Source organism: Gemmatimonadota bacterium (genome assembly GCA_009838845.1).
In the GTDB taxonomy this organism is placed as follows: domain Bacteria; phylum Latescibacterota; class UBA2968; order UBA2968; family UBA2968; genus VXRD01.
The window spans coordinates 12365-26799 of record VXRD01000170.1; the positions used below are offsets into that span (position 1 = coordinate 12365).

Here is a 14435-nt window from a genome sequence, read left to right on the forward strand (position 1 = left end):
AGATAGCGCAACTGATGGGGACCTGCATTGCAAAACATAGACAATGGCAAATCGAGTGCTAATATTCCTTACTTCTGTGTGGGCACATAGCGCGACCAGTCCTCCGTCCGGTTGCGCTCATGCTGCTTCCGGGTCCACTCGGCGGACAGCTCCACATAGGGCTGGGTGGATGATGGGTGCAGCCACGGCACAGCGCCTTCCGGAAACAAAAACCAATCATGGCGAGAGACAATGTAGCCCCGAATAAAAGCTCGGGGGGCGTCATCGGTAATGTAATTGACCACGTACAGATCGCCGCTGGGGAGTTGCACCCACCCGGAATAGCCGCTATCGGGATGAAGGCTGCGGTCATTGTCCAGAAAGGCGAACCTGGCCTGGCGATAGTCGGTCGCGTAATCATTCGGGTTCGGATCGTCTCGGCGAACCGCCTCGGCGGTAGTCTCTACATACAGGGCCAGGCTGGTGGATACAGCAGAGCAGAAGCGGTAGGTGACTACGATCTCGCCAGACCGAACCCGGCCGACCGATGGACGGCCCAGGCAGGAGTGCATCTGGCTGCGAAAGGCTTCAGACCATGTGCGACCACCGTCGTCCGAAGTACTCTTCCAACCCGTGAACCGCTCCCCATCTTCACGCATATAGCAGACCACCGTGCCATCGTCCAGTTCGGCAAAATCGCCTTCGTTTAGCCGCAGGTAAGGCGGAGCTGGAACTACTGAGGGTCCCTCCCAGGTTCGACCACCGTCGCCGGAACGATAGATTGTCTGCTCTTCCTTCAAGCCGGAGAGCCTCCCGTCCGTAGAACGCTGGCGGGTCACACCGACGAGCAGATTGCCGTTGGAGAGCTCCTTGATGGAAGGCACGATCCCATCGGTGATGCCCGTCTCTACAGGCCCTTCCCATGTCCGGCCCGAATCACTGCTCCAGAACAGCAGGTTCTCAACCGGATTCACCAACCGATCCCGACCGGGCGCGTAGAAATCTACGATCAGCAACAGGGTTCCATCCCGGCAGACTGTAATGCGGGAACAGTTCAGTCGCCCTTCCCCCTTCTCGCCATCCTTCTCAATGACTACTTGCCTGGGCTGCCAGGTGTAGCCACCGTCCTCGCTGTGGCGCACTACGATCCGCGAGAAGGGCCAGGGGCCATGAGCCATGCTCTCGCGGTAAGTGCAGACGAGGATGCCATCCAGCGTCCGGGCAATGTCGGCAAAAGCCTCATAGACTTCGTCATCTCGTGAAACAGTGAGCTTCTGCATATTCACTAATGTCCAGTTAAACGATTACTTATATGGTGGGCCTCGTCTCCAACTGAATAGATTTCGCGTCAAGAGTGTACCTGGGAAACCCGGCCTGACAGTCTTTGGTTTAAGTTAGCTTTTTTTAAAAAATTTCAAAAGGAGTTTTTTTATCCAGGACTTCACGTGGACACAGCAATATAACGAGACCGGATTGTACCTGCCGCTTGACTTCCCCTGTTAGCAAACCTTATATTATTCTGAAGCCCTGGAAATATGATGGCAGTTGGAAAAGGATCCATCTTCACAGTCAAGATCCCACCAGTGTAGAGAGTGGAGGTGTACAATGGGAGTTTCTGTCGGATTTCGGCGTTTTACTTTCTCTTTTTGGGTCCCCTGGACGTCAATCTGGATCCTCACACTTGCCATCTCTGCCCAGGATCTACCGTCCGAGGCGGCACCACAAGTCCTCTCCAAAGCCAAGCGGGACTCTATGATCGCCCTGGGAGAGCAACAGATGCGAGCGAGCGAGTTGGGCAAGGCCGTTGATACATTTGCCCGCCTGGCCGAGGCATACCCGAAAGACGCCGCCCTTCAGATCCGGCTCGGCTACGCTGCCCTCAAGAAGGAAGACTTCGAGGTAGCCAAAGATGCCTTCGCAGCGGCCAGGGAACTCGATCCCAACCTCCCCAATGCCCGCGTGGGTTTGGGGCTGACCCACGTCAAGATGCCTGGCAAAGGACTGGCGGCCTTCTACAATTTCCGACGTGCTGTGGGTGAGGGTAAGCGGGCGGCCAAGATCGATTCAGCTTACGCCCCGGCCTACTTGCTTCTCGGAGAGGCCTACGAACACTTTCGGGGGGATCACCAAAAGGCGATTGGATACTATTTAAAATACGTTAAACTGGAGTCCAATGACCCGGATGGCCTCTACGCATTCGGGCTTTCCTGCGTGCGGGCCAGGCAATATGACAAGATTAACACCTACCTCATCCCTTACCTTGAGGCCAATCCCCAGGAGTTCCGGCTCCTGCCCCTGGTGGCCCAGGGCTATTTCTTCCATGAGCGCTTCGAATCAGCCCTGGAGTACTTCGAACGCTATCTACAGAACCTGAACGAAGGGGAACGCCAGATCTATACGGATATCTCACTCGTGGCCTCCAGGAAAGAACTCGACGATTATCGGGCTATCGCTGAAGCAGCGAAGCGCCAGGCCTATCTGGAGCAGTTCTGGATGCGTCGGGATTCCGATATCCTGACCCCTATCAACGAGCGTATCATCGAGCACTACCGCCGGGTGTGGTATGCCCGCACCTTCTTCGCTGCGGGACCCCATCCCTGGGACCGGCGGGGAGAGGTCTATATCCGCTATGGGGAGCCCGACTTCAGGTCGCGGTCCGACCTGAGGCAACTCAGTGTGAATGCCGAAGTTGAGGCCGTGCGCACCCGGATGGCGGTGGATATGTATGGACCCGAGGCCAACTATTTGACTTTTACCGGACCGGTCTTCCCGGTCCGGACGCGCCGTGACGCTCTGTCCGATGACATCACCGTTGACCCTCGTCAGATGGCTGAAGGGACAGCCGTTGGAGATCCCATCCTGGATGATGAGAATGTTGAAGCGCTTTCGGGATCGACGGATTCGGACCTGGATCGCCTTATGTTGCAGAATATTCCCACTCCACAAGAAGATGAACTCGGGAGCCTTTCCGATGATATCCTGGATATAAAGACTCGGCTCAATTTCCAGGGCTATACGCCCCTCACGATCGACAACGAGGTCAATACAGTTCCCTGGGAGACCTGGACTTATACACAGATCCAGAACGGCATCGAGTTTACCTTTACCGACGAACTGGGCAACCGCACCTACGACTTTGCCCCGATTCCCCCGATACCTGCCGGGCAAAGACAGTTGAAATACACGGCGCGAATGCTCGAATATGCGCCCAAACTCGTCTTTGAAAGGACTGTTGTCGCAACCCCGGACTATTACCGTCCCAGCCTCCGAGGCTCTGCTCTCCACTTCTACTACGACCTGGCCGACTTCCGAGGCCCCGATGGGCAGACCACGCTCGAAGTCTATTACGGCATTTCACCCAAACAATTAGAATTCGTCGAAAAGGACACGGGTTCGATGATCCATGTGCAGGCCGCACTGGCTCTGGCGGACGAAGGCCACACCAACATCTATCGAACGACAGATACGTTTTCCTATCGAAATACCGGAGAAGCCGACTGGGCGAAAGGGACGTTTGTCCCCGATGTGCTTCAGGTCCAGGTGCCACCGGGAAAATACGAACTTCAGGTTCACCTCAAGGACCTGATCGCAGGACACGTCGGGGTCTATAAACAGTCGCTGGAGATTGAGGACTACCGGTCGATGACGCTCCAGATGAGCGACATTGAGCTCGCTTCCGCCATCGGCGATAAAGGATCGAACAACAGATTTCGGAAGGGCAATATCTGGGTGGTGCCGATGCCCTCCCGTGCCTACAAATCGGATCAGAAGGTCTATGCCTATTTCGAGATCTACAACCTGAATAAAGACGCTTTTGGTCAGACCCGCTACAAGGTGCAATATCTGGTTCGGTTCAGCCCCGAAGGTTCGGTGGGGATTGTCGGAATGGTTGCCTCTGGGTTCCGATCCCTCCTCAGGAGCAAGAAACCTCAGGTCTCAGTGACCTACGAGCAGGTCGGATCGGAATCGAGTGAAAATGAGTATGTAGAGCTGGATTTGAGCAAGACCAAACCCGGTATCAACGTCCTGGAAGTGACAATCACGGACCTGGTGAGTGGTGAGACGGCCACACGCGAGATCGGCTTCCACTATGGAAGACGGTCGAAAAACAAGCGTGTCTCGAACGAACATTAGTAATAAAGGATACATGTCAGAAGGAGCCCCCATGGAACCCAATTACGACGTAGATATGCAACTGGACGTAAAAGTCCCGATGCGGGACAGAGTTAATCTATCCGCTGATATCTACCTCCCCAGAGCCGCGGGAAAATTCCCCACTGTCTTGATGCGTACCCCCTACAGCAACAACACCGATATCATGATCGAAAAAGCCCGGCAACTGGCCAACTGCGGCTACGCCTGTGTGATGCAGGACTGTCGCGGTCGCTGGGACTCGGAGGGCAACGACTACCCTTTCCGGGAAGACAAAGATGGCTACGACACCCAGGAATGGATCGGTCGCCAGGAATGGAGCAACGGCAAAATTGGTATGTCCGGTGCTTCATACCTGGGCCTGGTCCAGTGGCAAAGCGCACCGCACAGAAGCCAGTATCTCACCTGCCTTGCCCCTCGCGTCATCTGCTGTGACTACTTCAGCGGGCTGGTCTATCCCGGTGGTGCCCTTCAGCTCAACGTCCTCATGACCTGGGGCATGCGCACCACCGCTCGCACTGCCCAGAGCATCGAATACCACAACTGGACTGAAGCCTTTCGTTATCTCCCCCTCATAGAAATGGACGAACAGGCCGGGCGCAACCTCGGCTTCTGGAAAGACTGGATTCAACACGCCGCCTACGACGATTACTGGGACGAAATCAATGACGAAAAACGGTGGGGTGACATCGCTGTCCCCGCATTCAACATGGGTGGCTGGTATGACCTTTACGCCGCAAACACCTTCACCAACTTCAACGGTCTGCGGCATCACGGCCGCACCCCCGAAGCCCGGCAAAGTAAGCTCATCGTCGGGCCGTGGCCCCACGTCTTGAGCGCCTCTCCCCGAACAGGCGACATCGACTTCGGCGACCACTCAATGGTGGACTTAGAGGCTCTGGAACTGCGCTGGTTCGACTACTGGCTCAAAGGCATCGACAACGGCATCGTAGATGAACCGCCTCTGCGTATCTTCATCATGGGCACCAACGAATGGCGCAATGAAAACGAATGGCCCCTGGCGCGCACCCGGTGGCAGAAATGGTATCTCCATTCCCGCGGCACTGCCAACACCCTGCTCGGCGACGGGAGCCTGTCTCCCACCCTCCCAGAAGGAGAGACTTCGGACCACTTCATCTACGACCCTCGGTACCCCGTCCAGACCCTGGGTGGCAACAACTGCTGCTCGCCCCACATCGTGCCCTGGGGGCCCTATGATCAGCGCCCGGTCGAGATGCGCAGCGATGTGCTCTGTTACACCTCGGCTCCCCTGGAAGCCGACCTGGAAGTCACCGGACCAATCAAAGCCGTGCTCTACGCCGCCACCGACAGCCCGGACACCGACTGGACGGCCAAGCTGGTAGATGTCTCCCCCACGGGTTACGCCAAAAACCTCTGCGACGGCATCTTGCGTGCTCGCTACCGCGAAAGCCTTACCAACCCAACCCTGCTCGAACCCAACCAGATCTACGAATACGAAATCGACCTCAGTGTCACCGGCAACGTGTTTCGGAAAGGCCACTGCATCCGTGTCGAAATTTCGTCGTCCAACTTTCCGCGCTTTGACCGCAACCCAAATACCGGCCACGAATTCGGCACCGATACAGAGATGCGCCCGGCTCGTCAGACCGTACATCACTCGAGACAGTATCCGTCTCACATCGTATTTCCCGTCATTCCGGCAACCTGATGCCAGACCTTTCCAAAGAGTAAGGTTCACCAATTCACAAGAGGTCAACTGTTTATACCTTCTCCTCAAACATTTCATCCCGAAGCCTATATGAATCAAAAAATCCTTGACAGATGATATGAATAAGTGTATTATTTTTACTAATGGTCTGACCATTATACCATATAATGATATGGCTGGTTTTGTAAACCAATATCTGTACAATGAAAGGCCGGGAGAATGGAATTTGTTTAATAGCATTGAAAAAGAAAATCTGAGTAAGAGGATCATCGGTGCAATCAAGAACCATATTTTGCAGAATGGATTGATGCCCGGAGACAGGTTGGCCACAGAGCGAGAGATGGCAGAAGCGTTTGGTGTGAGTCGTGCCTCCGTTCGAGAAGCGGTCAAGATCTTAGAGGCAATAGGCGTTCTGGAAGCTCGTCCCAAGCATGGGATCAGTGTCAAAGAGTTCGATCCTCAGGCTTTGTTTAAGTATCTGAGCTTTGTTCCATCCATAAATAAAAAGACGATTATAGAGATGTACGAATTGCGGCGGGCGGTGGATATTGGAATTGTGGAGATGGTAATAGAGCGCGTAACTGAAGATCAGCTGGAAGTGATGGGGCAACACCTGGAAGCGATGCGGGAGGCGTTAGAACGTCCTGTCGAGTTTTACACGCACGACTGGGCGTTTCACTTTGCGACCTACGAAGCAACGGGGAACCAGGCGACTCAGGCTCTTGGACGAGTACTGAGTGAATTTTTCGTTACGGCGCACCGCGAGTGGTGGGACTGGGAGAGCATTGACCTGGAACACTTCCAGAACCACGAGCGGATCTTCCTCGCTCTGAAGGCGCGTGATCCAAACGGGATGCGGCAGGCAGTGTGGGATCACTTCGACACCGGCATGAGGCAATGGGTAAAGCGCACGCAGTAAGTCCAGTCGATCTGAAATCGGGTATAAGAGAAAAGAGTTGAAGCGTATTATTCGCAAGGCGCATAAAAAAAGCCATTAGCTACCAACCTTGCGCGGAGGAGCTAATGGCCAGAGCAATGTGAGAAAATATTATAATTTCTCTCATTGCGCCTTTCAATATCAGAAAGATAGATTTTTATGTCAAGTAGAAATTAGCGAAACTTAACTAAGTGTGAGGATTAGCGAAACTTAACTAAATATGGAGTAGAACGGTTGGTGCATTTTAGAAAGGAATCGTATTGCCTGGGGCTCATTTGTTGCAATGTTTCCATTTGCGTGACTTAGGATTGTTATCTGTCGGAGGGTATCGATGGCTACCTTGAAGGCCGGGATCGTGGGGCTTGGATTCGGGGAGTCGCACCTGAGGACATTCCACGACTACATCGACGAAGTGGATGTCGCTGCGGTGTGCGATATAGACGAGGAAAAGGCGAACCAGTTCGCCAGGGAATACGGGGTGCCCAGAGTCTATACAGACTACGGGGACCTGCTGGCCGACCAGGACGTGGACTTCATATGCACGGGCACGCCGGGATTTCGCCACGGAGATGAGTGTCTGGCGGCCCTGGAGGCGGGAAAGCACATCCTGACGACCATTCCGATGGTGGAGAATGCCGACAAGCTGCACCAGTGCATGGAAATCGTCAAGGCGGTAGAACGAACAGGCCTGAAGCTGGCCATGGAGCAGAATAGCCGGTGGGATCCACGCACGATCACCCTGAGGCGGCTGGTGAAAGATGGCACAATCGGCGAGGTATGCTACGCCGAGTCTGAATATACACACAGCCTGGTGTACCTGTTTGTAAGAGATGGGAAAAAGACCTGGCGGGACGGGTTCGGTACAACGACGCAGGAGAGCATCTCTTCCGGCGGCGGCATTCACGCGATCGACGACATCCGTTGGATCATCGGGCAGGATTTCACCGAGGTGGTCGGGTTGGGAAACCGCATTTACTCGCCATATCGGACAGTCAACGACTGGGAGACAGCAATTTTCAGGACGACCGGTGGGGTGACGGTAAAGATTGCCTGTTGCAAGGCGATGGCCTGGCCCGGCTGCAACCTCTACAAGTCGCTATACGGCACCAGGGCGGCCGTTGAGGGAGATCGGCGTAATGGAGTACTCGGTATTGCACATGCACAGGAGGAAGGCGGGCTTCCCGGAGAGATTGAGCCTCTGGAGTTGGTGGGGCTCGAACTGGATGCCGAGGTTGCCAAAAGAACCGGTCACGGCGGTGGTACGTACCACAACTGCCGCGACTTCGTAGATGCGATTTTAGACGATAGGCTGCCATTTATCAACGTTTACGAAGCGGCAAAGAGCTGCGCTGCGGCAATCAGTTCGCTAATCTCGATCAACGAGGGGGGCCGGAAGGTCTATATCCCCCAGTTTTACAATCGGCTCGGTCCGGAAAGGGAGATCATCTGAGACGGGTGAGTTGATCGAAAAATGACTGCGTATCTTCAAGGAGGCGTTTATGAGAAGGATCATGGGTTTATGGATTCTTTTGTGGGTGTTGTCGCCCACGGCTTTTGCTGTGGCTCAGGAAGAGGGCCACAGAGGGGGGTTCGGCGTATTCGCCGAGCTTTATTCGCCGCTGTTTAACTTCAGGGATATGTACACCGAGGGATTCAAGCTTGGGGCTGCTGCGCACTTTGTAACCAGTCCGGCACGGATCGTGGAAGTAGAGTACTATTACTCGAAGTTTGCGGGCGGCAGTCTCGAAGAGCGGACGTTTCGGTTCAAGGATGGAAGGGACTACACAAGTCCACAGGCCAAGTCCGATATGACCTTTAACAGCCTGACGGTCAACTGGCTTTTTGCCCTGAAGAATAAGAAGTTCGAAGGCGAAGGAAGCGTTCCCTATCTTACCGTTGGAGCCGGATTCCACAACTACCATTCTAAGGTGAGCGGGCTCATCTTTCCCGAACAAGGGGGAGCTACGCTGGATCAGACCCTGCTCCTGGAGGCGATCGACGATACGCGGACAGCGCTGGGTGTAAGCGGAGGGGCTGGGATGCAGATCTTCCTGGGACCGAAGGCTGCCCTGGACCTGCGTGTGAGTTACAATGTGATCGTTGGGGAACTCAGGCCCTTCCTGAACTGGGGTGTGAAAAAGACCCATCCGTTTCACTTGTTCGACATCGGGGCTGGAGTGAAGTTTTATATGTGATCCGCAACCTGTTAATAAAAGGAGAAGAATATGAAGAGTGATCGTGTTTTCTGGATTGTAGGGTTGCTCGCCTTTCTGCTGCTGTTCTCGGCGACCTCCGAGCAGGTGGTTGCCGGAACCACAGGAAAGATTAAAGGTCAGATCGTTGACAGCAACGGCCAGGCGTTGCCCGGGGCAAATGTGATCATCGAGGGCACCTCACAGGGTACCACCACAGGGCCAGATGGGGACTACTTGATCTTACTGGTGAATCCGGGGACCTACACGCTGACAGCGTCCATGATCGGCTACGATCAGATTTCCAAGACGGACGTCCAGGCCATCGCTGATTTTACCACGACTGTAGATTTTACCCTGAAGGAGACCGCCCTGGAGATGACCGCAATCGTGGTCGTTGCTGAGCGGCCCCCAGTGGAGCCGGACAGGACAACCACCAAATACATCCTGGACAACTCCAACGTCGAGGAGGTCGCTCCCATCGTCAAGGACACCGAACAGGTGCTTGAACTCCTGGCCGGGGTCGGTCTGGACGGAGACACGTCGATCCGGGGTGGAGACACGTCGTCATCTGGCTCTGGGAGCAGTGACGTGGTTTACTACGTCGATGGAGTACCCATGTCTGCAGTCAATGTAGAGCGGCGGTCGCACGCCAGCCGAAATTTTCAGAGCGTCAACTCCAGTGCTGTTCAGGAACTCGCCGTGGTTACAGGCGGGATGGAGGCCGAGTTCGGCAACGCCCAGGCGGGTGTTGTCAACATTGTGACAAAAGAAGGGAGCAGGGACTTCCACGGCAGCCTGGATTACCTGTTGAATCCGGCCGGGAAAAAGCACTGGGGCAGCAATGTCTATGACAGCCCCTATTATCAAGATAAGATGAAGTGGAACAATTCGAACTGGACGGGCGAAACCGACCCGGTGACCGGACGGAGGGTGCACGAGCGGATCGATTACACCGGCGTGATCGGCCACCGCATAGAGGGGACTCTGTCCGGACCAGTGATCGAAAATGCTTCCTTTTTTACCTCGGCCAGGTATCGGGGGTTGGCGGCGATATTTCCAGAGGGCAAACAGCGCGGCTTCTACCTCTACCCAGACCGAAAATCGGGTTGGATTGCCTCTCCTGGCAACATCGAGACCTCCTACAAACTAACCGGGATCGCACGCTCAAAGTTCAAGGTGGGCGTGGGGGGCATATACGGCCGTTCAGGAAGCTACTGGGGAGGCTCAGGTGCCAGAAGGCAGTTGGGCCGCGACATCTTTCTCCCTGAGGGGAGTGGGGCCGGGCAGGTCAAGTATAAAAACGACCTGGCCTATGTATCGCTGACCCACATCCTGACGCCCAAGACATTTTACGAGGCAAAGCTTTCCTTTTTCCGAGATAACCAGGACACCACCAACGTACCGGTAGATCAATACGGAGAAGGCCTTACCGAGGACATTCGCCGGGACGCGGACGGCTACTTCACGGCTGCCCCTTCGACGAGAACCGAGTATCAGCTTACGAAGCGAGAACGGGTCAACTTCAAGCTCGATTTCTCCAGCCAGATCACAAAGGGTCACTTCGTCAAGAGCGGGTTCGAGGCCGCGTTCGACAAAGTGCTGACCGTATGGGAACGCTGGCGAAGTATGACGAGTTTCGCCCTGCGCGTAGCCGGGAAGCCATATACGAGGGATACGCCGTGGGAACCCATCCAGTCGTCCTGGTATATCCAGGACAAGATGGAGTTTCACGGGCTGGTCCTGAACGTGGGTGCTCGCTATGACCGACTGGATTGGGGCACCCAGGTGCCTCAGGGCGAACACGGACTCTGGTCGATGGCGCCGATGACCAAATCGTGGACGCGCCAACAGCTCATCCCTCTGGTGGATGCCGAGGCCCTGCAGGCCTGGAGTCCCCGGGTTGGGGTCTCACACCCGATCACCGACAGAGCTACGATCCGCTACTCTTTCGGAGTGTTCCGCCAGTTGCCCTCCACATGGTACATCGCTCAATACGGATGGGTCAGTCGAGCACGGGCAGCGGATTTCAACAACAACGGACAGATCGACCCGACAGAGGTCGGGAACCAGTCGGACTCGCGGGACTGGTCCGGATTCTGGAACCACATTAAGTATGAAACGACCACCAGCTTCGAGGTCGGGACCGACTGGAACTTTGTCGGGGACTACATCAGTTCTCTGACGGTCTTCTACAAGAGTGGGACGGATCAGTTCTTCTACGGCAATAGCTACTGGTGGGACCCGCAGAAGCAGGCTCCCCAGCGCGGTGGCGCTGACTGGAGGAACAACTCCTATGAGGACGTCCGGGGCATCGAACTGTCGCTGAGGAAGAATCTCAGCCACGGGTTCTCATTCCTGGTTTCGTACAATAAGCAGTGGGTGTCTGCCGCACGCCAGTCCGGGTGGTGGCGGACCTACTTTGTGCCCGACTCGAACTGGGTCGCCACCGGATCCAACTACTATGTGACGCACTCCCGGGACACCAACGGCGACGGGCAGGTGAACAGCAGCGATTCCGGAGCGGAAGTACCGGTGCTGCTGACCGCCGAGGAGATCCAGGAATTCGGCCATCGGGCCAACGAACGGCTCCGGGCCATCCAGAATGGCACCGCGGCGGACTACGACCCGCTCAAGGAAACCGAGATCAAAGAAATGGAGGATTGGCCAGGCATGTGGTCCTACAAACAGTTTAACGTAAACCCCCGGGGACGGAACACAGCACAGGGGACTTTTGGGACCGAACGGCCGGGTTTCGGATCGGTGGTGTTTGTGTATCACTCGCCGACCGACTATGGACCGGTGTGGGGCGACATCAGCGTCACGATGGTCTATCGGATGCAGGAGGGGAGGGCCAGGCGGTTCGCACTGCCTGGCGAGCCACCGAAGTGGTGGTTCGGACCTATGCATACCCGGACCGACCTGGCCTTTGTGAAGCGGTTCCAGATCCGCAACCAGGTGCGCTCTACATTCTATTTCAACGTCAGGAACCTGTTTAACCAGCGCGATCTACAGCCCAGGCCGGCTGAGGACTGGTGGAAAAACGGTCTGGATCGGCCAAGGCCCGACAGCGGCACGTACAAACAGTTCGGTGATACCGGAGAACTGAACCGATATGCCGGGTTTCCAAGAGAGATCGAGCTGGGAGTGATGGTGTCCTTTTGACAGGTCAACCCTGTTTTTATCAGAGCTTGGGATTGAGGCGAACGCAGGCTGTGGCCCGATCCCAGGCGCTCCTTAATTATCACAAGGAGGTTTCAAGATGCGAATAGTGAGAATAGGCTTCTGGCCTGTGGTGCTGGCGCTGTTGTTCCTGCCGTGTAGCCTTTGGGCCCAGGCTGCGCCGATGCGGAACCTGACCCGGGGACTGCTCTGGTCGGGCTATCGCAGCAACGGCATCCAGGGTAAGACAGAGGGCATGACCAGGAGCTGGACGAGGCTGTGGGACGCGGGCCTGATGTATCCCGGCGCTCCCATTTTGGAGGGAGACTTTGAAGACTACTGGGGAGTTAAGGAGAGCATCGACTTTGCGGATCGTTCGACCCACACCAGCCAGGGAGAGGGAATCTATGTGCTGACAAAGGACGAGAACGGCTTCTACAATGTGTCGATGTCCAACCCGCGGATCGTCACAGAGGATATCGTGCCGATGACCTACGATGCCTCCGCCGGTCCGGAGAAAGATCTGGGAGTGCGGACGGTCTCCCCGGCGACTGGAGCAGTGACGGCCAACTACTGGCCAGGAGCACCGCCGGTGGTCAACGATGTGACGGAGATCCACAACTTCGACTACAACCGTTACATTCCCAACGACACCCAGCCCGAGGAAATCTTGATTACGCAGTGGGGCACCGAAACCGGGATTGTCGTGACTCGAAAGGCCAAAGCGTGGGGCTACCCGGACTACGACGACTTCATCATCCAAGAGGTCATTCTGGAGAATACCGGGACGAAGCAGTTGAACGATACCTACCTTTCATTTTTCAATCTGCCCAGAGTCTCCCGGGCAGGGCACATGTGGACGGGCTGGACCAGCGGCTGGGAGGATGTGAGCACCCGGGTGCAGGACGACTGGTTCAAGTACAGCGAAGCGCCCAATTTCGATGGCCACGCGGATCTGAGGGGAAAAAAGATCCAGTACGTCTATGACGGCGACTATCCCTTTGACCAGGCCGATGACACGGGAGAGCCTGCCCGGCTGGCTGAGGCCCCGGGCAATGTCCGAAACTCCGGCCTTCTCAAAGAAGGGCAGCTCCGGGCATTTCAGTATATCGGGCTGGCCCTGTTAGACGCAGATCCGACCGACGGGTTCGCCCAGGACGACGAGGTCTATGTAGCACCGAAGAATTCCGACCAGCCAGCCTTCCCCTTCTGGTGGCAAATCCGCAGCCTGGACGACATCGATACGCCGGAGCATCCTATGTCCGACGAGGAGATCTACCTGGAGATGACCGGTCAGGGGACGCGCCCCATCTCGCCAAAGCACCCCCAGGACAATCCCACAGAGCTTATGAACATGGGCTTCGCCCAGACCTATGGTCCCTACGATCTGGGACCCGGCGACAAGGCCAAGGTCGTGGTGGCCTGGGTGGCCGGCACCGGAGCCGAATTTGCAAGCTCGGGAGAAACAGTGGACATTTTTGGATGGAGCAGACAGCCGGGAGCTCAGGCTCAGGTGTCCGACGGCGAACGGGCACTGGCCCAGCACCTGGATCGGGCCCGGTTTGCCTACGCCAACAACTACGATATCCCTGACGCGCCGCCCGACATCAGATTCACGGTGGAAAGCGACGAGGACGGGAACAACCTGCTGTCCTGGTCTGCCGATGCAGAGGCCGCTGAAGATCCCGACTATATGGGGACCGCAGAGGCGCGGGATGTAGCTGGCTATCGGATTTACCGGTCAGAACTCACGTCTATGGGCCCCTGGGAGCTTCTGGTGGACCTCCAGACTGGCACGCACAGCTACAAGGATGCTTCCTCGCTCGCGGGGTTCAGTTATTGGTACTCTGTCCGAAGCTACGACACTGGGCACGCCGACTGGAACGGCACAGGGATGGCGATTCCCTCCCTGGAGAGCGGACACGGCGCGCCCGAAACGAGGACGCACCTGCAAAGCATACCCTTTGTGGTGGCCTCCGATAAGAAAGACCGATTCGAGGATCCGGTGATTGTGGTGCCCAACCCATTCAGACTCGACGACATTCACCGCTACCCGGGTGGTAGCGAAGAGATCCGGTTTGTAAATGTGCCCCGAAGGTGCAAGATCTCGATCTTTACCGTCTCTGGAGATCTGGTCGCGGTGGTCGATAACCCGGTGCGGACAAGGTCCCCGATTCGGGGAGAGACGAGTTGGAATCAGGTGGTACTGAATTTCGCGTCGAAGGTCTCGACGGGAAAGTATTTCTTCGTGGTGGAGTCGCTGATGCCGGGGAGCGAGGGCGAGAAGAAGACAGGGACATTTATGATTGTCAAATAACCGTGC

At 56.0% G+C, this 14435-nt stretch carries 8 protein-coding genes; 7 read left to right on the top strand and 1 reads right to left on the bottom strand.

Annotation, left to right across the window (positions count from 1 at the left end; translation table 11 throughout):
- Positions 1 to 68 precede the first annotated feature (68 nt).
- Positions 69 to 1259: an exo-alpha-sialidase gene (locus tag F4Y39_24035; GenBank protein ID MYC16808.1), complete on the bottom strand. Its 1191-nt coding sequence runs from the start codon at positions 1257 to 1259 to the stop codon at positions 69 to 71.
- Positions 1260 to 1584: 325 nt separating this feature from the next.
- Between F4Y39_24035 and F4Y39_24040 the strand changes: the two genes are divergently transcribed.
- From F4Y39_24040 to F4Y39_24070, 7 genes are all read left to right on the top strand, one after another.
- Entirely contained in the window at positions 1585 to 4113 is a 2529-nt protein-coding gene (locus tag F4Y39_24040) for a GWxTD domain-containing protein (GenBank protein ID MYC16809.1), read from the top strand.
- Entirely contained in the window at positions 4037 to 5821 is a 1785-nt protein-coding gene (locus F4Y39_24045) for a CocE/NonD family hydrolase (protein ID MYC16810.1), read from the top strand. Before F4Y39_24040 ends, F4Y39_24045 begins: the two co-directional genes overlap by 77 nt.
- Positions 5822 to 5939: 118 nt before the next feature.
- Complete coding sequence (locus F4Y39_24050) at positions 5940 to 6740, top strand: FadR family transcriptional regulator (GenBank protein ID MYC16811.1); 801 nt, start codon at positions 5940 to 5942, stop codon at positions 6738 to 6740.
- A gap of 349 nt (positions 6741 to 7089) precedes the next feature.
- Positions 7090 to 8208: a Gfo/Idh/MocA family oxidoreductase gene (locus F4Y39_24055; protein MYC16812.1), complete on the top strand. Its 1119-nt coding sequence runs from the start codon at positions 7090 to 7092 to the stop codon at positions 8206 to 8208.
- A 49-nt stretch (positions 8209 to 8257) separates the two neighbouring features.
- Positions 8258 to 8953 carry a porin family protein gene (locus F4Y39_24060; GenBank protein ID MYC16813.1) on the top strand — a complete coding sequence of 232 codons (696 nt, stop codon included), beginning with the start codon at positions 8258 to 8260 and terminating at the stop codon, positions 8951 to 8953.
- Between the two features lie 30 nt (positions 8954 to 8983).
- On the top strand, positions 8984 to 12115 hold the full coding sequence (locus tag F4Y39_24065) for a TonB-dependent receptor (protein ID MYC16814.1): 3132 nt from the start codon (positions 8984 to 8986) through the stop codon (positions 12113 to 12115).
- A 97-nt stretch (positions 12116 to 12212) separates the two neighbouring features.
- Positions 12213 to 14429 carry a hypothetical protein gene (locus F4Y39_24070; GenBank protein ID MYC16815.1) on the top strand — a complete coding sequence of 739 codons (2217 nt, stop codon included), beginning with the start codon at positions 12213 to 12215 and terminating at the stop codon, positions 14427 to 14429.
- The last annotated feature ends 6 nt before the right edge of the window (positions 14430 to 14435 follow it).

What these genes read in the sequence shown, in the direction of transcription:
- F4Y39_24035 (MYC16808.1), bottom strand. Translation starts at nt 1,259, where the DNA reads ATGCAGAAGCTCACTGTTTCACGAGATGACGAAGTCTATGAGGCTTTT.
- F4Y39_24040 (MYC16809.1), top strand. Translation starts at nt 1,585, where the DNA reads ATGGGAGTTTCTGTCGGATTTCGGCGTTTTACTTTCTCTTTTTGGGTC.
- F4Y39_24050 (MYC16811.1), top strand. Translation starts at nt 5,940, where the DNA reads ATGAATAAGTGTATTATTTTTACTAATGGTCTGACCATTATACCATAT.
- F4Y39_24055 (MYC16812.1), top strand. Translation starts at nt 7,090, where the DNA reads ATGGCTACCTTGAAGGCCGGGATCGTGGGGCTTGGATTCGGGGAGTCG.
- F4Y39_24060 (MYC16813.1), top strand. Translation starts at nt 8,258, where the DNA reads ATGAGAAGGATCATGGGTTTATGGATTCTTTTGTGGGTGTTGTCGCCC.
- F4Y39_24065 (MYC16814.1), top strand. Translation starts at nt 8,984, where the DNA reads ATGAAGAGTGATCGTGTTTTCTGGATTGTAGGGTTGCTCGCCTTTCTG.
- F4Y39_24070 (MYC16815.1), top strand. Translation starts at nt 12,213, where the DNA reads ATGCGAATAGTGAGAATAGGCTTCTGGCCTGTGGTGCTGGCGCTGTTG.